20 protein-coding genes are annotated in these 19,075 nt (G+C 39.2%); 8 read left to right on the top strand and 12 right to left on the bottom strand.

Translation table 11 applies throughout. The features are described 5' to 3' along the window. Positions 1–13: 13 nt before the first annotated feature. Positions 14–1,858 (bottom strand): DNA ligase D, encoded by a 1,845-nt coding sequence (locus tag MHH33_RS17100; protein WP_342542470.1) that lies wholly within the window; start codon positions 1,856–1,858, stop codon positions 14–16. A 114-nt stretch (positions 1,859–1,972) separates the two neighbouring features. On the opposite strand from MHH33_RS17100, the gene MHH33_RS17095 reads away from it, so the two are divergent. Further along, positions 1,973–2,797 (top strand): Ku protein, encoded by an 825-nt coding sequence (locus MHH33_RS17095; RefSeq protein WP_342542469.1) that lies wholly within the window; start codon positions 1,973–1,975, stop codon positions 2,795–2,797. 84 nt (positions 2,798–2,881) lie between these two features. Continuing rightward, on the top strand, positions 2,882–3,169 hold the full coding sequence (locus MHH33_RS17090; RefSeq protein WP_342542468.1) for a hypothetical protein: 288 nt from the start codon (positions 2,882–2,884) through the stop codon (positions 3,167–3,169). Positions 3,170–3,252: 83 nt separating this feature from the next. Here the strand turns inward: MHH33_RS17090 and MHH33_RS17085 are convergent, their stop codons facing one another. Together MHH33_RS17085 and MHH33_RS17080 are read right to left on the bottom strand one after the other, a co-directional pair. Next, on the bottom strand, positions 3,253–4,059 hold the full coding sequence (locus tag MHH33_RS17085; RefSeq protein WP_016428726.1) for a DUF2935 domain-containing protein: 807 nt from the start codon (positions 4,057–4,059) through the stop codon (positions 3,253–3,255). Between the two features lie 205 nt (positions 4,060–4,264). Continuing rightward, on the bottom strand, positions 4,265–5,452 hold the full coding sequence (locus tag MHH33_RS17080; RefSeq protein WP_342542467.1) for a CapA family protein: 1,188 nt from the start codon (positions 5,450–5,452) through the stop codon (positions 4,265–4,267). Between the two features lie 828 nt (positions 5,453–6,280). Here MHH33_RS17080 and MHH33_RS17075 point away from each other — a divergent pair. The 4 genes from MHH33_RS17075 to MHH33_RS17060 all read left to right on the top strand — a co-directional run bounded on the left by MHH33_RS17075 (position 6,281) and on the right by MHH33_RS17060 (position 10,003). Next, the gene (locus MHH33_RS17075) at positions 6,281–8,215 is read left to right on the top strand and encodes an endonuclease MutS2 (RefSeq protein ID WP_342542466.1); all 1,935 of its coding nucleotides are present in this window, start codon (positions 6,281–6,283) and stop codon (positions 8,213–8,215) included. A 306-nt stretch (positions 8,216–8,521) separates the two neighbouring features. Further along, complete coding sequence (locus MHH33_RS17070; RefSeq protein WP_016428723.1) at positions 8,522–8,707, top strand: aspartyl-phosphate phosphatase Spo0E family protein; 186 nt, start codon at positions 8,522–8,524, stop codon at positions 8,705–8,707. Positions 8,708–9,020: 313 nt separating this feature from the next. Then, positions 9,021–9,305, top strand: a complete 285-nt coding sequence (locus MHH33_RS17065; RefSeq protein WP_016428722.1) for a YiaA/YiaB family inner membrane protein — start codon at positions 9,021–9,023, stop codon at positions 9,303–9,305. Positions 9,306–9,562: 257 nt separating this feature from the next. After that, the gene (locus tag MHH33_RS17060; RefSeq protein ID WP_342542465.1) at positions 9,563–10,003 is read left to right on the top strand and encodes an NUDIX domain-containing protein; all 441 of its coding nucleotides are present in this window, start codon (positions 9,563–9,565) and stop codon (positions 10,001–10,003) included. Between the two features lie 250 nt (positions 10,004–10,253). On the opposite strand, the gene MHH33_RS17055 is transcribed toward MHH33_RS17060, so the two are convergent. The 9 genes from MHH33_RS17055 to MHH33_RS17015 form a co-directional block, all read right to left on the bottom strand. After that, positions 10,254–10,772 (bottom strand): hypothetical protein, encoded by a 519-nt coding sequence (locus MHH33_RS17055; RefSeq protein WP_016428719.1) that lies wholly within the window; start codon positions 10,770–10,772, stop codon positions 10,254–10,256. A 151-nt stretch (positions 10,773–10,923) separates the two neighbouring features. Continuing rightward, on the bottom strand, positions 10,924–12,138 hold the full coding sequence (locus MHH33_RS17050; RefSeq protein WP_342542464.1) for an MFS transporter: 1,215 nt from the start codon (positions 12,136–12,138) through the stop codon (positions 10,924–10,926). Positions 12,139–12,381: 243 nt separating this feature from the next. Further along, positions 12,382–12,801 (bottom strand): hypothetical protein, encoded by a 420-nt coding sequence (locus MHH33_RS17045; RefSeq protein WP_016428717.1) that lies wholly within the window; start codon positions 12,799–12,801, stop codon positions 12,382–12,384. Further along, the gene (locus tag MHH33_RS17040) at positions 12,791–14,299 is read right to left on the bottom strand and encodes an FTR1 family protein (RefSeq protein ID WP_342542463.1); all 1,509 of its coding nucleotides are present in this window, start codon (positions 14,297–14,299) and stop codon (positions 12,791–12,793) included. Before MHH33_RS17040 ends, MHH33_RS17045 begins: the two co-directional genes overlap by 11 nt. Positions 14,300–14,695: 396 nt before the next feature. Beyond that, on the bottom strand, positions 14,696–14,959 hold the full coding sequence (locus tag MHH33_RS17035) for a hypothetical protein (RefSeq protein ID WP_016428714.1): 264 nt from the start codon (positions 14,957–14,959) through the stop codon (positions 14,696–14,698). 150 nt (positions 14,960–15,109) lie between these two features. Next, positions 15,110–15,787: a hypothetical protein gene (locus MHH33_RS17030; RefSeq protein ID WP_342542462.1), complete on the bottom strand. Its 678-nt coding sequence runs from the start codon at positions 15,785–15,787 to the stop codon at positions 15,110–15,112. After that, positions 15,784–16,614 carry a type II CAAX endopeptidase family protein gene (locus MHH33_RS17025; protein WP_342542461.1) on the bottom strand — a complete coding sequence of 277 codons (831 nt, stop codon included), beginning with the start codon at positions 16,612–16,614 and terminating at the stop codon, positions 15,784–15,786. The genes MHH33_RS17030 and MHH33_RS17025 overlap by 4 nt, the downstream gene beginning before the upstream one ends. A 60-nt stretch (positions 16,615–16,674) precedes the next feature. Then, on the bottom strand, positions 16,675–17,514 hold the full coding sequence (locus MHH33_RS17020; RefSeq protein WP_342542460.1) for a type II CAAX endopeptidase family protein: 840 nt from the start codon (positions 17,512–17,514) through the stop codon (positions 16,675–16,677). Beyond that, a complete protein-coding gene (locus tag MHH33_RS17015) occupies positions 17,507–17,827 on the bottom strand; it encodes a hypothetical protein (RefSeq protein WP_342542459.1) in 321 nt (106 codons plus the stop codon). Before MHH33_RS17015 ends, MHH33_RS17020 begins: the two co-directional genes overlap by 8 nt. 548 nt (positions 17,828–18,375) lie before the next feature. Here MHH33_RS17015 and MHH33_RS17010 point away from each other — a divergent pair. Both MHH33_RS17010 and MHH33_RS17005 read left to right on the top strand, forming a co-directional pair. Further along, positions 18,376–18,909, top strand: a complete 534-nt coding sequence (locus MHH33_RS17010; RefSeq protein WP_342542458.1) for a helix-turn-helix transcriptional regulator — start codon at positions 18,376–18,378, stop codon at positions 18,907–18,909. After that, positions 18,906–19,052: a hypothetical protein gene (locus MHH33_RS17005; protein ID WP_016428707.1), complete on the top strand. Its 147-nt coding sequence runs from the start codon at positions 18,906–18,908 to the stop codon at positions 19,050–19,052. The genes MHH33_RS17010 and MHH33_RS17005 overlap by 4 nt, the downstream gene beginning before the upstream one ends. The last annotated feature ends 23 nt before the right edge of the window (positions 19,053–19,075 follow it).

Raw genomic sequence — 19,075 nt, 5'->3', positions numbered from 1 at the left:
CTCTGAAAATGAGTTATGCCTTATTTTTCACGAATTCTTGCAGTTGACTCAGAACATCGGCAAACTTCATTTCGTCTGCTGTATCCCGGAAATCCCGAAAAGGATTCCCTTTGTTTTTCAGGCGTTCCAATACGGCGGGTATGGAAAATAGATCAGGTTTCAAAGAATCGTCTACTTCATTCCAAGTTAACGGTGTGGCAATCAAACCTTTTTCAGTTCCTCTAGCAGAATAGGGTGCGATGATGGTTTTCCCTTCATGGTGCTGCACATAGTCCAAATACAATTTGTTGTGGCGGTTCTTAATCAAGCGCTCTGTTGTAAACCATTGAGGTTCCTGTTCGCATAAAAAATCACAAACAAATTTTGTGAACACGCGTGTTTCGGTATAAGAAAAACGATCAAAAGGCAAAGGAATGTAAACTTGCAAACCTTTGCGACCAGAAGTTTTCACAAAGGATTCAAGACCAAATTGATCAAAGATAGCTTTCATTCGCTGCGCGGCTTCTATGGCCAATGAAAACTCTTGAACGGATGGAGGGTCCAAGTCAAACACAATCTCAGTCGGCTTTTCTGTTCCTATTGTCTGGAAAGGAATATGTAACTCTAATGCCAACTGATTCCCAAGCCATAGTAAGGATTCCAGGTTATTGCACACCATATGTGTGATGTCATCTCCTGATGAGGTCGCAAGAAAATCCGGAAATGTATCAGGTGCATTTTTTTGATAAAAACTTTCACCTTCAGCACCATGCGGGAAGCGGATGACGGTCAGTTGTCTATCCTGCAAGAAAGGCAACATATGGGGAGAGACATGTTGCAAGTAAAGTAAGTAATCATCTTTGTTCAAACCTAATAATGGCCACACGGGCTTGTCCGGATTAGTGATTTTTACATTTTCGGGTAAAGGATAAAGCTGACGTTGCATTTGTTTCCAATCGCAATCGGCAGGGTCTTTGTCAAAGACGAATGCATGAAATCGCGGTTCCCTTAGGTGTTTGCCATCGAAATCAATGCATGCAATTTCTACGCAAATGGATGGTTCAAGTTCCCATACATTCGAAGAAATTAAGGTGCCATTTGATTCGAATAACGTCCTTAATGTATTCATTTCTTCTTTTTTCAGCCCGTGGCGAAAAGTAACAACTTCAATCAACTGTCCTTTGCCATAAATGGATCCATGGAAAAAACCATTGTTGTGATCGTATTTGAATAAAATGACCGTGACATATCTCCAGTTTTTAATTTTCATCCAGTTGCTGGTGCGTTTATCACTTTGCCATTTGCTCATTTTTTCTTTGGCAACGATACCTTCACCATTACTTACTTTTACTTCATTCCACAATTTCTTGCTGTGTTTGTTTTCCTCAACCATTTGAATTCGTGCAAAATCCTGATAATCGACGGAATGTGGCAAGTTGAGGGATTTAAACACCTTACGCATAAGCTGCTTACGCTTTGAAAAAGGAACACTTTGTTGCGTTTCGCCTTTGCAGGTTAACAAATCAAATGCAACATAATGACAAGGGAATTCCTGAGCATGTTTACTGATGACGCTTTGTGTTCGCATGCGGCTTCTCATTTGTACAATGGAAAAGTTACTTTGTTGGTCATTCACCAAATAAACCAGTTCTCCGTCAAGCATCAAGGGCAAAAAGGAGCGGATATTCTCATAAATGTCCTGACAATAATCAATGATTTCCGGAAACATCGGATTGAGCACTTTGCCATTCCGGCTTTTGAGAGTGGGCGTTTCATCCACCCATTCAAGAAGGCAACGAAAGCCATCGTATTTCACTTCGTACAACCAGTCTTTTCCTGTTGGAATTTCTGTTGCAGTAGTTAAAAGCATCGGCTTCAATTTTTATCCTACTCTCGATTGTTTTTCCTAGCTTTTGTAATTTTCCGAACCTGATACATAAATATAGGCAAAAAAAGCATAGTAAGAAAAAGAAATGTAGGTGGTGAATCGAATATGCATACTGTTTGGAAAGGAAGTATCAGCTTTGGACTGGTCAATATTCCAGTTAAGCTTCACGCTGCGACAGAAAATAAGGATATTAAATTACGACAATTACACAAAGAGTGCAACACGCCAATCAATTACCAAAAGGTATGTGCCGGTTGTAAAAAAGAAGTACAAAGCGAAGACATTGTAAAAGCTTACGAGTATTCGAAAAATAAATTTGTGGTGTTGGACGACGATGAACTGGAGAAATTGAAAAAGGAAAATGAAGACAAAGCAGTGGAAATTATTGATTTCGTGAAATTGGAAGAAATCGACCCCATTTACTTTGAAAGAAGCTACTACATGGCGCCGGATGGGGGAGGAGGGAAAGCGTATTCCCTTCTGCAAAAAGCATTAACTGAATCCGGGAAAATTGGCGTTGCCAAAATCATGATCCGTTCAAAAGAACAGCTAGCAGTAGTGCGAGTTTACGACGAAATTTTAATTATGGAAACGATTCATTTTCCAGATGAAGTACGAAGTGCGAAAGAAGTCCCAAATATCCCGAGTGAACCGGCTATCGTTCAGAAAGAACTTGATACTGCCTTGTTATTGGTGGAGCAATTAACGACGACGTTTGAACCCGAAAAATACACGGATGACTACCGTACTGCACTGATGGAATTGATTGAAGAGAAGAAAACTGGCAACAAGACCGTAACGGCGAGTGAAAAACAAGCTGTAGCACCTTCAAATGTGACCGATTTAATGTCTGCACTTCAAGCGTCGCTGGATAAAACCAAAAAGAAAAAGCCGGTTCCCCGAAAGAAGAAAGCGGCAAAAACGTCTTAACATACATTGGACCTGGTCCTTTGTATGTTTTGCTTTTTCTGGCGTATCTCCTGTACCATTAAAGCAAAGGAGGGTTGTCGGGTGATGAATAAAGAACAACACGCCATGATTGTTTACACGGAAGTAGAACGAAAAATCGACTTTTATTACAAGCTACAGAAAATCGCCACGCATCATGAACTAACCATCACATCTGAAAACGTGACGACAGCCAGAACAAAATTCACGCTTAATCAGGTACTGGATGTTTCCTACAGGCCTTTTTCTTCAGAAGCGGGAATTTTATACCTCCATACCAATCAAGGCGTTATTCCATTTAACATTCACAGCAATCCGCAAACCTTTATCGATACTTTTCGCTCGTTCAAATAATGTGGGTAATCTTGCATTCATGATGCCTGAATAATCTAAACTAAAAAGAAAACAAAAAGAAGCCGTTAAAGCTGACGGCTTATTTATAAACTGACTTCTGGCTTAGGGTTTAAAAGACTTACCTCGAAAATATCAATGATTTCAATAAACCGTTCGGCTTCTCTAAAAACATGATCCGCTAAAAGAGGATGAATATCACTCTTAATCCGGCATGCTTCAATTAAATCACGGGCTGTTTTCTTGAAGTCCCTTAATGCAACGACGGACACCCGATTTTGATCTAAAAAATGATCGAGTAGAGGGGTCGTTTCTGATTGTGGTCTCATGCTATCCAAGTCAATTGCCTGGAACATTAACTGATCAAAATCGTTGCTAAATTCTCTTGCCTGATCGACCAATTTTCGTTCGCTTGGGTCTAATAAATGCCCGATAAACTTCGCATGGTCCGCCATAATCTTAAGGAAGAATACATTTTCTTCAATGATGGCCTCGGGTAAAGGCTGTAATTTACCTTCATTCAAATCTTTTAATCGATTAGCAAAATAAGCGGCTTCTCTACTCGTATGATCAACCAGTAAAGGGTAGTTATTTGACGTGATTTCACAACGAAGAATGAGTCCTAATACTTTTCGCTTATACGCCCAAATGGATGCAACTGCTTGATACACCTGCGTGTTGAAAGCTTTAATCTGTCGTGGATCGGTATGCACTGAGTAACCGGCTAATTGCTCTTCAATTCTTTCAAAGACAGCAATGAACTGTAGAGCTTCCTCAATAAGCTTTTTGTCATTTGCAGAAAATCCTAAACTTAAAAATAGAGCATGTTCTTTCATAATTCTTGCCCAAAATCGAATTTCGTCTAATGACCTTACCACAAACTCGTTCGACATCAATTCGCCTCCGTTCGTCTGCCTACAAATAATTGTATGCCAGGCTTTGTCAAACATGCTTTAATTTAGACAAAATTGAAGCTACAAACAATCCTCAGTTGCACCAAGTTAGCTACTAGATAAAAAATGAATCCAAAAGATAAGGCATAGGGAACAAATCACAAAAAAGAGGATGGCTTTAGAGCCGTCCTCTTTCATTTACCGATTATTTTTCAATAAACGTCAGTTCATTCGTTAATACGTTCAGGTGTCTTTGGGTGTTCTCATAGTGCGTTTGATAGCCAGGTAAATAAGATTCCGTTAACAAATGCATAGGGATGACTTCGAAGTCACGCTTGTTTTTGTAGTAACCATAAGTCGGTACGAAACTAGGGTGATCCAATTTGATAACCGTTTTCTCCGAATCCACGACCTTCGTTATTTCCACGCCACCAATGCCACCTGTCAATTTCTCCAAGCCCTCTTGGCTAGATAAAAAGTTTCCTAAACTATACATGACGAATGTTCGCGTTCCGTCCGGCCGTTCAATCCAATCAACGGGTTGAAGAACGTGAGGATGATGGCCAATGATAATATCAACGCCCATGCTTGAAAGCTCATTGGCTAAATTAATTTGTGTGTCGTTTGGTGTTTTTTCATATTCATTTCCCCAGTGCATGGATACGACCACCACGTCCGAAATGGTTTTCGCCTTTTTCACGTCCTGTTCAATTAACGGCAAGTCAATCAAATTAATCAAATAAGGTTTGCCTTCAGGAACTGGCATGCCGTTCGTGCCATAACTATAGGACAGGAAAGAGAAAGTGATGTCATTCTTCGTGACAGTCCGTACCATATTCCGGTCGTCTGGCGATTTGAAAGCACCCGTATATGGCATCTCAATCTGATCCCAATAGTCTATGGCGTTAAGAATGGCTTTTTCACCCCTATCCAGCGTGTGATTGTTTGCGATGGTCACTAAATCGATTCCCGAGTACTTCAACGCATCTCCAATTTCATAAGGACTGTTGAACTTGGGGTAACTGGAAAGCCCCAGCTCTGGACCCCCAATCATCGTTTCTTGATTGGCAACTGCAATATCGGCACTTTCGATAAAAGGCTTCACTTTTTCGAACATGGCCGTAAAATCATATGTTCCGTCAGTCGTTTTTGCATCTTTATATACGGGTTGATGTAGCAGGATATCGCCAATTGCAACAAGTTTCGCGGTTGTTACCACGGGTTTTTCAATTTTGAATGCTTTGACTGTAATTGGCTTTACAGGTCTTTTTGCCATTTCAGTTTCCATTGCATTGGCGACAGGTATACTGTCGATTGGCAATTCAGGGGCCGAAAAATGTGAACAGCCAACGATTAACATACATAAGGCGATTAATAAATAGTACTTTTTCACGACGTTCCTCCAAAATATTCATTAGCTACGATATAAAAAGAGTGATAACAACTTGTATCGCAAATTAGTAACTAGTTTTGACAAAAGATGCGACGATAATACGTATGTAGCAATGAAGATTGATATGCTGGAAGAATGAAAAGTTCAATAATAGTATCTTGTCATGAGGTTATTCTATAAATAGATGAAAAGTCCTGCCGAAATGAGTTCCTATAATTGACAAAATTCTGAAATTCGCATATTCTGAATTTGTAAAAGAAAGATCCGAAAGAGGAGTTTATTTATGAGTGTGGCAGTTCTTAACTAATCCGTCATTTTAATACGGTCTTGAAAGTAGCAAAAAACCAAGAAAATGCTTGGTTTATTTAGGTTGCGCTTTTCAAGAATTGTTAAGAACAAGCATCATAGCAAAGAAGAATGGAATTTCCAGCTATGGCATGTATTTGTCATCGCTTTTTTTGTGTCTATAAACGGTCATTTGTTTGATTTTCGTCAACCAAAGCCGATTTTGTGCACAAATCAGGGATTCCATTATATGCAATATCTTCTAAGCCGTCATGAGTGTTTTCATGTCGGCTTTTTTATTTGGAAAAGGTTTTGTTACACCTTATTGATTGTAAATTTGCACTAGCCGTCTGCTAAACGATGTATTTGATAGCAAGGGAATCTGCGACACTCCTGCGGAAAAACGGGCTGGCAAGACCCCGCAGCGAGGCACGAGCGAGGAGGCTTGCCGGTTCGTCCGCGGAAAGGGAGTAGATTCCCACTTTTTTATAAAATTTAACTATAGAAATTAACAGTGCCTTATAAAAAAAGGGAGGATTAATAATGAATCAACAAACAATTGATGTATTGGGATATCAAGAAATTTTACAGGAAGTAGGGAGCTTTGCGATTACGGAGCGGGCGAAGAACTCAATCGAGGGATTGCGACCGACCACGAATAAGAAAAGTATTGAACATGGATTAGGTGAGGTGCATGAAGCACTGCAAATTATGAAAATTAGTGCCAGTGTGCCGATTCATACATTAAGTGATATGGAGCAATACATCGAACAGGCAAAGAAAGGATTGTACATTCGGGCTGATCAATTTACCCGTGTCCTTTCTTTCCTGGATCACTGTAATAAACTGAAGCGCTTTATGAAAGATAAACAGTACGCAGCACCTACTATACATTTGTATGCGGAATCAATAGGGGATTTAAATGAGTTGGAAGCTGAACTGACGCGCTGCTTGAGACACGGTCAAGTAGACGATTATGCTACGAAAGAACTTTCAACTGTTCGAAGACAGTTATCCATGCAACTGGCTAAGGTGAAGGAACGAGCACAAACGATGGTGAAGTCAAAAACGTTTGCGCAGTTTTTGCAGGAAGCGATGGTTTCCGAAAGAAATGGTCGTTATGTGTTTGCCGTCAAAAGGGAATACCGAACTAAAGTGAAAGGGACTGTTATTGATTCCTCTGCATCAGGCGCAACGTTATTCATGGAGCCGAAAGAACTGGAAGAAATGCAGGAATCGATCGAGTACTTGAGAATTTCAGAAGAGCATGAAGTGGAGAAGATATTGTACGAACTGACCGAAAAATTCTTAGAACAAGAACTAGCAATCAACATTGCTATGGACACGATGCATCATTATGACATTATTTTTGCGAAAGCAAAGTACAGCGTCTCCATTGATGGGGAACGTCCGACGTTGAACGAGGACTATATCATTCATTTGAATGGGGCGAGGCACCCTATGCTGAAAGGGAATGCAGTTCCTTTATCCATCCATTTCGGAGAAAAAGATCGGGCACTGGTCATTACGGGTCCGAATACTGGCGGGAAAACCGTCACGCTAAAAACCATCGGACTGCTGACCATGATGGCACAAACAGGTTTGTTCATTCCGGCGGAAAAGGGAAGTTCACTCCACATTTTCCATCGAATCTATGTGGATATAGGAGATGGCCAGAGCATCGAAGCGAATTTAAGCACATTCAGTTCACGCCTTTTGAACATTATCGACATTTTAAAGAAAACCGATAATCAATCACTTGTACTGCTAGATGAGCTTGGTTCTGGAACGGATCCGAGTGAAGGGATGGCGTTGGCCATCGTCATTTTGGAGCAATTGTTTGAAAAAGGAGCAACACTCTTTGCAACGACCCATTACAGTGAAATGAAAGATTTTGCCGATCGGAAAGAAGGGTTTGTGAATGGCTCGATGGAGTTCAATCTCGAGACACTGCGACCAACGTATCGTTTGTTATTGGGGGAAAGCGGGAAAAGTCAGGCGTTTGATATTGCATTGAAGCTTGGATTGCACCCGCAGTTAATCAGAAAAGCACACGACATATCGTATAAAGGAGAGCAGACATATCCTCATGATGCAAGCGAGGCTGATTTGAAGGACCTTCATTATGTGCAGCAAATCACGACAAATAAATACGCCAGAAAAACTCGACAAAATAAGGAAGCCATTGAAGAAAAGGTAGCGCAGTTTGAACAAGGAGACAATGTCACGATACCCGCTGCGAATGAGACGGGGATTGTATATAAAGGACCTGACAGCAATGGGAATTACATCGTGCAAGTGAAAGGCGAAAAGAAAGCCTTTAACCATAAAAGATTGCAGCTTCACATTAAAGGAAGTGAACTGTATCCTGAAAACTATGATTACGATATCATTTTCAAATCCAAAAATTATCGGAAAGTGAAGAAGCAGCTCAATCGCAAGCATGTTAAAGGGTTAAGTCTCGAGGATGAGGAGTAATTAACTAAATGCAATATTAGTGCTAAATAAGCCACAGAAAGCACATAGCTTTTTATGGCTTATTTTATGAAAAAAATGATTTATTTTCACAATATGTAGTGTCGAAAAATAAAGTTAACACCATATATTGATTTAAATGGATTTGCGTTATATAATAAAAATGTAAAGTAAATGGTAATAATTAAGAAGGAAAAACCCTTCAATCAAGCTTATCGCAACCATAGCCCTGTGTTTAAAACGCTTTTCTGACTGACCGCTAGAACTTATGTGCTCTCAAAAATCATATGGGTATGGAGGAAGGGAAATATGAATACGCCAACGATAGGTAAAACGAACGTAACGTTGAAACAAATCAACAGTAAAAAAAGAGAAATGTATAAGAAAGCAAAGCACTTGGGTATGAGTCATCCCAACGTCGTCATGTGCAGTCAAGAGTTGGATGAGTTACTCAACCACTATCAAGGGATTTATCAATTCAATTTTGTCGTATAGCTTAAGATTAGCCAATAAAGAGTGCGAAGCAAGGTGATCATGTCACTTCGCTTCGCTTTTTTTTGTATGGGGCTGCGAATAGAAGTGTCAAAAGCGTGAATAGACCGGCTGGAAACGCGAATACAACCAGAAAAACCGCGAATAGCCTATTTTTCAAGTTATACAGGGTTGCCCATAATATGTCTCACTCTAGTAAAAAAAGCGATAACGGTCTGAAAAATGGGAAAATGCATTTTTTTCTTGCGAAATACCTAGAATTTCCACTCATATCATATAATAAGAAGTACAAATAAAGAGAAAAGTAGGGTGTTCTATGTATCCAACGAAATACAGAAGACGCAATACCGTCGCTTTTACCGTGCTTGCTTATTTCACATTCTTTGCAGGTGTAGTCATGTTCGCAATCGGTCTTTACAATGCGGATAATTTACAACTAAATGAAAAAGGCTATTACATCGCAGTCATGATCTTGGTGGCAGTGGGTGCAATCCTAACACAAAAAGTGACACGTGATAATGCGGAAGATAACGATATTTTGGCAGAACAAGAGAGACAATTTAACAATACACGAATTCCAAGTGGGTCGAAGGAATCGTAATGAAAACTGAAATAGTTAACAAATTGCACTCCATTTTGGGGTGTTTTTTAATGGAATGAAAAGACACTCTTGAATTGGAACTTTTTTACTTTCAGTACGTATAAAGAGACACATGCGTTAATTTAATCTTGAATCGTTTAATATCTTTATGTATTCCTTGTAGAATGGACGCAACTGCCTGCAGACGACATTCTTTTAAAAAGTGAGTATAAGGCAAAATAAATTGATTTATAGATGAAATCTGAGGAGGGGAACTTTTGTTTATTGTAAATGTAGAGGGCGCAATTTATCACGATGGAAAGTGGTTGTTAATCAGACGCAGTGAAAAAGAAGAACATGCGGGTGGATCGCTGTCTTTGGTTGGGGGCAAGGTAGAAATAGAAGGAGTTTCATCGGATATTTTAGAAAGAACACTAAAAAGAGAAATTGCGGAAGAAGTGGGCATTGAAGTTTCAAATCTTCGGTATGTGAATAGCTCATCATTTGTTACGGATTCAGGCATCCATGTAGTAGATATTGTATTTCTTTGCGACCACCATTCGGGAGAAGCGTATGCTAAGAGTCCAGATGAAGTGGACGTCGTTCTGTGGATGACCACTGAACAAATCGTAAATCATCATGATGTACCGGGTTACTTGAAGGACAATATCAAACTTGCGGATAGATTAGCTCAACAACATACAATAGTAAATTTTTAAAGTCATGATTAAAGATACAGAGGGGATAAGAATGAAGAATAATCCTAGGAAAAAAGAAATGGTTTTTAAGAGACATGGACAGATGGACAGGGAGATTCGAGATTCGATCCTAATTGAAATTATTTTAGGCATCCTCACCTTTATCCCGAGACTAATCATTCGTGTAGTAAGGAATTTATTTTAATTGGACTAGTTAACGATAAATGTATGGAAAGAAATCAAAATGAAAAACACCATCCAACAACCAATATTAAGCACCCAAATAGTAAAACGTATGATATAGTACGGCCGCGATAACTGCAATTTCCTGTGTCGTTGCTTGAATGACAACGGTATCAATTGTTGAGATTTTAGTCGCAGAAAGTCTCGAAACAGTGGCAACGTGTGTATTGTTGCATTTCAAGTGACCGACACCTGTATAATCGTTTTCAATATAATATTCGTGGTTGGCAAGTGTAATCGAATAGGCTTTTTCCATCAATTGCACTCTATGGCTCTTTATCGACACGGTCTGTGATGATACATGATCGGTAAATGTGTAGCCAATGCCTGGAAATGTACAATCTACACTATATAAAGGTTGCTCGTACTCATTTACGATTTTATAACAGTAGGGCAAGCCAGTGATCAGGGCATCGTTGACGATTTTGGCAACAAAGCCATGGGGCTGCTTTTGCATCGCAAAACTGGTGCCGCCTAGCTCATGATTGATGGGCATTGTTGTAGAAAGGAACACAGTTCCAGGCACTTTGTATGTATAGCGTTGCATAAGAATCCTCCTATTAATGAAAGTCATTTGAGTAATTTTTTACATAAAGGCGTTGTGAATCTGAATAACTTCCATACCACAACAAGTAAAACACTGCTAATTCAATGATGGATTAGCGGTGTTTTACTTGAAAATTATATTTGCATCCACATCAGGTGATCGTTTTAGGCGTTCTTCCATAGCGGACATACACGGCATAAAACAGCGCGGCACTCAACAATCTCAGTCCAGAGTTTAGATACATTGCCGTCTCGACACCCCAACTGTTCAACATCCAAATACCGATTTGCGGTGCAAGGAACGCCATAAATGCAAGCAGGACATTGTAGGTCGTGATGCAATACGTACGTGATTCTTCAGGAGACTGTTCCAACAATAAATTGAACAGCAGCAACACGACGCCTGACAGGAAGAAGCCCGACATTGTCTGGACGAGTGTTAAGTAATACAAGTTCGTCGATAGTACCGTCAGAAATGGCGTCGAAGCCATTCCAATTGCGGCCCATACGAAGACACGCACATTCGATTTGCGCTCAGCCCATTTTTTCCATAGCGGGAATGTCAAAATTTGCATCAACATATTTCCAACAGAAAACATACTGATCCAAAAAATGGTCGCCCCAACCACACGCACATGGTAAATGTTAAAAATCCCCCATGCCATTTGCCACGCAAAGTTGAAGAATAGTGCTGCTACTAAAAACCATACGTAATTAGCATGCTTGAAAATGGACCAATCCATTAACTTTTTCTTTACCAAAGGGCCACCCCCATGGGCAGGCGCTTCGTCGTGCTTCATCAACAAGAAGGCCTCCAAAAGTCCAAATCCAAAGGCCATTGCAAATAGGATTTGATACGCTGTCACATTGTCGGATTCATCTTTCATCACCATGCCGATGATAAGTGTCGAAACGAGCCCAACCATCGTCAATAGCCGATTGCGGTCACTGAAAAATTGGCCACGCCTGGATTCATCGATCATGCCGCTAATCAAGGTTTGCGAGCCGATGTTTGCCACAGTATTCGGCACACTCATTAGTGCAATGATGGCAAGGAAAGCCCATGCCTGCATCGATTCAGAAGGCAAATACACGAGCATGACAATCAGCAGGAACATCAACCTTGCAAGCAAAACCGACATCGCCACTAGCTTCTTATGCTCATGTGCTCGGTTCAGTAGCATGGCAGCTGGAATAGTCATGAGCAACGCGACAAGCGGGGGAAGGGAACTAATCAATCCCACTTGGTAGTTGGTGGCGCTCAAAATGGTAATTGCAAAAATGGGAAAGAAGTTGTTAGAAAAATTCATCGCAATGGTCGAAGCCATGCCATAATAAATGCTGATTTTTTCATTATATGGTCGCATAAGTTTCTCCGTTATAATTCAAAGAATAGGTTTGATATTCTATGAATTATAAACCTGTAAAAAAAGAAAACAAGTACTTCGAGACACAAAAATTTTGGGACGCTGTTTAAAATTTAGGAGGCACCCCATTCAAATGTTTTAAAAACAAACATGAGGGTTTTTTCTAATCACCGAATATGTAGAGTTCACGTACAAAAAACAGCTTGCAATCTACGTTGAAGTAAATTGCAAGCTGTTCTGATTTTATTTTATTTTTTCAACATCGGAAAGGACACTATCCAAATCGTCAGCGGCTTTATTTAATGTGTCTACATCAAGAGGGTCAATTTTTACTCCTGCTTCAATTATGTGAAGGGGTGTTTCAACTTGTTCATAAAGGTCCGCGTCTTTTTCTTTTACTGCATCTTCAAAACTCTCCCAAATTTCTTCTAAGTTTTCGCCATTTGCTTCGGCTTTCTTAGTGTCATTTGCTTCTAATTGCACTTTCAAATCGGCAACTTCAGCTTTCATTTCTTTTGCTCCATCCGCAATCGATGTTTGTGAAGTCGTCTCTTCTGTTTGGGTGTTATCATCAGTTTTTGTTTGTTCATCATTTGTTCCACAAGCCGATAAAGCCATTGATGCTGCGATTATTATTGGGAATACGTACTTTTTAGATTGCATTATTAAGTTCCTCCTGTTTTTTCATTCTTGATTGAATTGTTTTTTGTTTTATTTTACCCAAAAATGCTACAAAAACTGCAACGACTAACAAAATCATTTGAGGGATAAAGCTCTCCCAAGTTGAGTAGATCGCAAAAAAGTCAATGGTTGGAATTGGAGCTTGTGTAGCTGGAATAAGCCCGGCTAATTGTAAACCATGAATGCCCATACCCGTAAACTTAAAGCACAAGTAGAACATTAATATACTCGACACCATGAAAAATGGACGCATCGGAATTTTTAAGCCTACTTTTAAGATTAAGTACGACGTAATCAATAATATGGTTAGGCCAATCGCTATGCCACCTAATAAGGAACCTAAGTCAATAGAAGATGCCATTCCGATATAGAATAATACGGTCTCAGTTCCTTCACGGAAGACAGCAAGAAAAGCTAAAATCGCAATTGAAAGTAAACTACCAGTATCGAGTGCCTTCGTACTTTTCTTCTGGATATAGCGATTCCATTCTAAAATACTCGATTTACTATGAAGCCAATAGCTCATGTAGCTGAGCATGACAGCAGCAAAAACACCTGTCCATCCAGCAATCAGAAAGTTGTTGTGACCAAATGTGCCAGCTGAGAATAAGAAGTTGACCAAAATGCCAAGAACCAGACTGATGCCAATGCCAGAACCCACGCCTACCCAAATCCATTTATTCTTGTCCGAATGACCGGATTTCTTTAAAAAGCCCATAAGCGCTACGACAACTAAAAGAGCTTCTAACCCTTCGCGTAACAGAATGGTCGTCGCATCTAACATCGTGTAGCTAGTTTTTGAAACCAGTGGAGATAAATAATCTCTCATTTCTTCAATGGTTTTTTTTGCCCCTTTTACATCGGGCGGATTAGCTGAAAGCATGGAATATGAAGTAACCATATCACTTTCTGCATTTTTGTAGACCGTTGCAGACTGAGTGAGCACTACACCTTCAACGTCCAACCAAGATTTTCTGAATTCCTCAATATCTAATTTAGCACCGTCAATATCTTGGTTATCAATTTTGTCTAAAGAGTGATTTAATAACATAATCAGTTTGGCAACATCGCCATTATTTTTTGAAGCATCTTGATCCGCAACTGAAGTTTGTGAGAATTGACCATTAATAAATTTAGTATTCGTTTCTTTCAGTTGTTGAAGCGATTTTTGAACACTTTCAGAGTTAACCGGATCTTGAGCTAAAGCAAACTGAACTTGTCCCATATTATCTTCTATATCATGGTAAGCCTGTTCAGATTTTTCCTTAATTCCTGATTCAAAAGAAATCCAATTAGCCGTGTATTTCTTAAATTGTTCAGAGGCAGTTTTAGTGTCGCCCAATTGAACAGATTTTACGACTTCATCAATTTGAATGTTTGCTTGGCGCAGGTCATCTTCAGGGCTCGTAGCAAAACTTTTGGTTGGAAAAATTAACAGCCCGATAAGGACGAAGACTAGAGCAAAATGTATAGATCGCATTATTTTGTCTCCTCTTTATATTGTTATTTAAATTAATTGAAAGATTAATTCGATAATGAAAATCATTATCAATTAGATTCTTACGAATTATAAGGTTATATAGATGTCTTGTCAATCACAAAATAAATATGAATAAGGTCGAAATAAAAAAGGGGAGAAGAACGATTTTAATATAGAGGGAAAAATGGAGTGGTTGAATGGAAAAAATAAACAAAATGATGCCTTAACTAAACTAAATGTGATGGCTCACAAATTTTCAATTTTCAAAAAGATATGTGCCATCACGATGGCCAAATTAGGGTATATACTTCTGAAGGGAATTTCATATATGACGGTCTGATGCCAATCGAGTAAATGCCTATACATAAAATAATGAAGATATTAATATTGAACTACCTATTGTTTCTCCTTCGCTCGCTCTTTTTGAGCTGCGTCATACCGGGCACGCATCCGCCAACTTTGGATGAACGAAATCAAATAATACATCCCGACGTAAAGAACAACAAACAAAGCGATATCCAAAACAAATTTGAAAAGGGATTCCCAAACAAATTGACCGTCACTGAACAATTTGTATTGGAAAAATGGCAATAGTAAATACGTGAAGTTGCTAATGAGCCATGCTGAAATGAATGCGGCAACAGCTTTCCAAAAAGTCATTAATGATTACCTTCCTTTATAAGAATATAATGTTGTAACAACATGATCCGGAATATCTTTAAGCAAATATTGTGAAAAACGGTCTGTGGAGTCATTTTTTTTAAATCATTTGGATCCCAGAGAACTGAAAGTACCAGGGACTATGTCCATTTATAACCGTCTCATTCTATTGCCTTGTGATATTTCAATGTGTACTTGATGGGTGGTCCCGCCATCTAAACCGTTTACTCGAGAAATAGCCAACTCTGTTTCAATACGGACTACTTTTGTTTCGTCCCCTTGAAGGGAAACGGTGTAAGGAGCATTTTCATTCATCAAAGGAACCACCTTGAATCTCTCTTCGAAAAGCGGTTCGTCACCAAATCGAACATCAAAAGTCACTTCATCGTCACTAAAATTTTCAAACGGTAAATCACACATGACACTCAATCTCTTGTCATCCATTTTCTTGAATTCACACACACTCTCATCCAACCCATAGTCAATCGCGTAAATACCCGAAGCGAGTGTGTTTTGATAGACATTGATTAAGAAAAAAGGCAATAAAAAGTAGAGAAAAATCGCTAAAATCACCAGTCGAGCCCGATATTTTTCCAAGGAAGTCCCAAACAGATAGATACCAACTACCAAAATGACAAGCAAGACGAGCCCACCAAACTTGAACCCATCCATATCCTGAATGGGGATGTTCATGACTGACACATTACCTGCGGCAAAAGGTTTCTCATGCGGAAAAGGGAAATTGAGCAGCATGACGAATACCATCAAGCCAATTCCCACGATCAGTCTTTTTCTTTTTCGGACGATTACTCGATTATCCTTCATCATTGAGCTATTTCTTCATGCACTTCTTCTTTATGTGTTTTCTTCGGCAAACTTTTAACCAAACTTACAATCACCCACGTAATTAATACAGAACTAATCAATAGCACAATCGCATTCGGAAGGGCTTTATCATACAGTTCTGAGCTTTCCATAATGCCCCACTTTGGCCAAGTCGGTGCGACATACATCCAGATCACGGCAATCGAATTATTGATAATGTGCATTAAAATCGGAATCAATAAATTGCGTGTTTTCAAATACAACAAGGAAGCGATCACTCCAAAGATAAATGCCCCGACAACATCTGCATGCAACAGGCCAAACAGAATACTGGAAATGAGGATTCCGCCCCACATCGACGTTTTCTTCATCATGCGATGCAACAAAACGCCACGGAAGATAAACTCCTCAGCAATGGGACCAATAATGGCTATACTGACAAGTGAAATCACTAAATAAATCGGGTTTTCCGGCATCGGAATGGGCTCCAAAAGAAAATCCACAAACCCAGGAAAAATAGGATACAAGGCAAACAATTGAAGCCAAAATACACTTATTGAAAACGCAATGGAAATCACAACAAATCCAAATAAACGAGGTAGCCATTCGACGGTTCCTTCCTTGAATACCACTTCACGTACAGATCGACCTTGTTTTCGGAAATGATATCGGAAGAACAGAATGGGTGCTGCTATATACAAAATTAGCGTAATTCCGGCTTCCACAAAATTATCATCATTGTAAGGAAGGAAAATAGCCCCAATTCCAAATACCACCATCAATAAAATATTCAAACCAAACAAATGACGCGTCTTCATCTCTTCAAACATTCGCTCAACCCCAATCAAATTCTACTTACTTATACGCAACTGGGAGGAAATGGTTTCGAATTATTGAGAAACTCCTACTGGCTGCGATAATACATCTCTTTTTCGTCTATCGGAGTATATGCTTCTTGCAAGATACAAAATGATGAGAATCAACAATAATAAGCTGACCACGAGAAACGTGCTTTTCAGGAAAACGTTCACATATAAATCGTCCGAGCTGACTAAGAAAAGGGTTTCTATCCATGAAGGAAAGAAGAATTCTTGAAATAAAGTGAAGCCGTTATGTACGATGTGAATCAAGATCGGAATGAATAAATTTTTTGTCTTCAAATAAATCAGTGAGGCAAGGATGCCAAAGATGAAAGTAGCTAGCATCTTTTCGGCTTGCATATGGATTGCTGCAAAAGCCAAACTCGAAATCAAGATACCGGCCCACATATTCGTTTTCTTGATGAGGCGGTTCAACAAAAGTCCCCGAAAAACGAATTCTTCAGCGATTGGTCCCGTTACCGTCGTCACCACCATAGAGACAATCAAAAATAGGACAGTTTCATTAGAGGGTTCAACGATAAATGGGTCTAATTGAAAGAAAGAATCTTCTATCACTAAATAAACCCAAAACGTTGTAAGTGAAAATGTATTGAAAATCAGCGCAATTGCTAGCACCGATAAGAATGAAGTATCAACATTTCTGTCTGAAACAACAGTCCGGAGCGGAGATTTATACCGATAAAAGTAATAGCCAAAGAACAGCAACGCAACCAATTCAAAAGAAACGAAATCTGAAATAATGCGTTTGTAGTTTTCAGGAATCTCATACAAGGATAAAATCCATTCCACTGCGAGAGCAAAGACAATCATTAAGACAACAAAAATCCGGATTTTCATTTCTTTAAACATCCAATTCCTCCTCGCAAGAGTAAACCTGATTGTATTCAGAAGCATCCAAGATTTCTTCTGTTTGCCCCCACATGGACAATTTGATTTTCAGATAAAAGGTTTTATCATTTGAACGAACATAAACCGCATAGTAGCCATCTTCTTCTCCATATATGCCAGCTCGGATATCGTTCAGGCAGTCGCCTCCATAAGTTTCTTCTATAAATGCAACGGACAATTCCTTCGCTTTCCATTCATAAAGAAGACCGTGCAAGCTGAAAATGAATCCCACAATAGAAATTATAAGAAATGCTATCGCAATACGTTTTTTCACCCGAACACCATCCTAATATATATATTTCGAAATTTCCTTATATGATTTATTCTAACATTTATTTACAGTTAAAAATTGAAAAAAACCATCCATTGCACAGTAACTTTTATTAGCTGCGCCGATACTTCTGTACAAAGGGAAGAATGAGTGAAAAAATAATTCCTAATGACACTACTAATAAAAAAGCGTAGCCATAAGCTAAATGCCACTGCCACCCTAAATAGAAACCAAAAAAGTACATCGGTAGAACAAGCACTACTGCTGTTACAATCTTGAAAGGAAAGTAATTCGGTGTTCAGTGCCGCATTGGCTGCATTGAATTGGTTTATACATAAAGGTATTTGATTTAAATATTTTGCCCCAGCTGAATCGATGATGGCATTTGACGCATTTCTGTAACCCCATGTCTTTTCCCTCCTCAATCAACCTGATAACTTCTTTTTTTCTAATACGCAAATGGGGGAGAAATGGTTTCTATTTACTTATAAATAAAAATTATTGACACTTTTAACTTAAAAGTTAATAATTCATTCAAGAGGTGATGAATTTTGGTATTCAATTCACAAGATTTTGGTGAACGATTGAAAGAAATACGCATTCAACACGGGCTTTCTATGTTGGCACTTGGGAAAGACATCGGTACTTCCGCTAGCCGCATCAAGAGTTGGGAAAGCGGTGAGAGCGTCCCTTCTGCAAACTGGATTGTGGCGATAGCTGAACGATTCAACATTTCAACTGATTTATTACTAATAAATAGTCCTTTAAAGCAATTGGAATGGTCAGAAGAAATGTACAAAATAAGCGAATCAGCCACAACTTTTAATTTCGTGAGTGAACCTGAAGAGCAAGTCTACTCTCAGTTAAACTCCTCAGCCAGTTCAAGTAGAACAGACGTTGAATGGGAAGACATCATGAACGGGACATCATCTCAAGATGACCTTTCTATAGAAGATTTATTTCCAGGGAAATCACAAAAACAACGATACCTGGACCAACTAACATCCCTATATTCTAAACTCACCACACAGGATTTAATGGAACTGTATACATTGGCGGAAGTGAAAGCAAGGAATAAACGATGATCAAACGAGTCGAATTTACAGTAGAAGTCACAAAACCAAATATTGTAGCACCTTCATCCTACAATCCAAATCCAGGACTAGGCTTAACAAAGCACAATCAATTGGAAAAGGTGCTGGGAAGCCTTACTCTCAACTACAAATAAAAGAGGGCTGGACCTTCAAAGGG

The organism is Paenisporosarcina sp. FSL H8-0542, from assembly GCF_038632915.1.
GTDB lineage: Bacteria > Bacillota > Bacilli > Bacillales_A > Planococcaceae > Paenisporosarcina.
Note: the sequence above shows the minus strand (reverse complement) of the source record. Positions and strands in the feature narration are given on the sequence as shown.

What these genes read in the sequence shown, in the direction of transcription:
- MHH33_RS17095 (WP_342542469.1), top strand. Translation starts at nt 1,973, where the DNA reads ATGCATACTGTTTGGAAAGGAAGTATCAGCTTTGGACTGGTCAATATT.
- MHH33_RS17090 (WP_342542468.1), top strand. Translation starts at nt 2,882, where the DNA reads ATGAATAAAGAACAACACGCCATGATTGTTTACACGGAAGTAGAACGA.
- MHH33_RS17085 (WP_016428726.1), bottom strand. Translation starts at nt 4,059, where the DNA reads ATGTCGAACGAGTTTGTGGTAAGGTCATTAGACGAAATTCGATTTTGG.
- MHH33_RS17075 (WP_342542466.1), top strand. Translation starts at nt 6,281, where the DNA reads ATGAATCAACAAACAATTGATGTATTGGGATATCAAGAAATTTTACAG.
- MHH33_RS17070 (WP_016428723.1), top strand. Translation starts at nt 8,522, where the DNA reads ATGAATACGCCAACGATAGGTAAAACGAACGTAACGTTGAAACAAATC.
- MHH33_RS17065 (WP_016428722.1), top strand. Translation starts at nt 9,021, where the DNA reads ATGTATCCAACGAAATACAGAAGACGCAATACCGTCGCTTTTACCGTG.
- MHH33_RS17055 (WP_016428719.1), bottom strand. Translation starts at nt 10,772, where the DNA reads ATGCAACGCTATACATACAAAGTGCCTGGAACTGTGTTCCTTTCTACA.
- MHH33_RS17050 (WP_342542464.1), bottom strand. Translation starts at nt 12,138, where the DNA reads ATGCGACCATATAATGAAAAAATCAGCATTTATTATGGCATGGCTTCG.
- MHH33_RS17045 (WP_016428717.1), bottom strand. Translation starts at nt 12,801, where the DNA reads ATGCAATCTAAAAAGTACGTATTCCCAATAATAATCGCAGCATCAATG.
- MHH33_RS17040 (WP_342542463.1), bottom strand. Translation starts at nt 14,299, where the DNA reads ATGCGATCTATACATTTTGCTCTAGTCTTCGTCCTTATCGGGCTGTTA.
- MHH33_RS17035 (WP_016428714.1), bottom strand. Translation starts at nt 14,959, where the DNA reads ATGACTTTTTGGAAAGCTGTTGCCGCATTCATTTCAGCATGGCTCATT.
- MHH33_RS17030 (WP_342542462.1), bottom strand. Translation starts at nt 15,787, where the DNA reads ATGATGAAGGATAATCGAGTAATCGTCCGAAAAAGAAAAAGACTGATC.
- MHH33_RS17025 (WP_342542461.1), bottom strand. Translation starts at nt 16,614, where the DNA reads ATGTTTGAAGAGATGAAGACGCGTCATTTGTTTGGTTTGAATATTTTA.
- MHH33_RS17020 (WP_342542460.1), bottom strand. Translation starts at nt 17,514, where the DNA reads ATGTTTAAAGAAATGAAAATCCGGATTTTTGTTGTCTTAATGATTGTC.
- MHH33_RS17005 (WP_016428707.1), top strand. Translation starts at nt 18,906, where the DNA reads ATGATCAAACGAGTCGAATTTACAGTAGAAGTCACAAAACCAAATATT.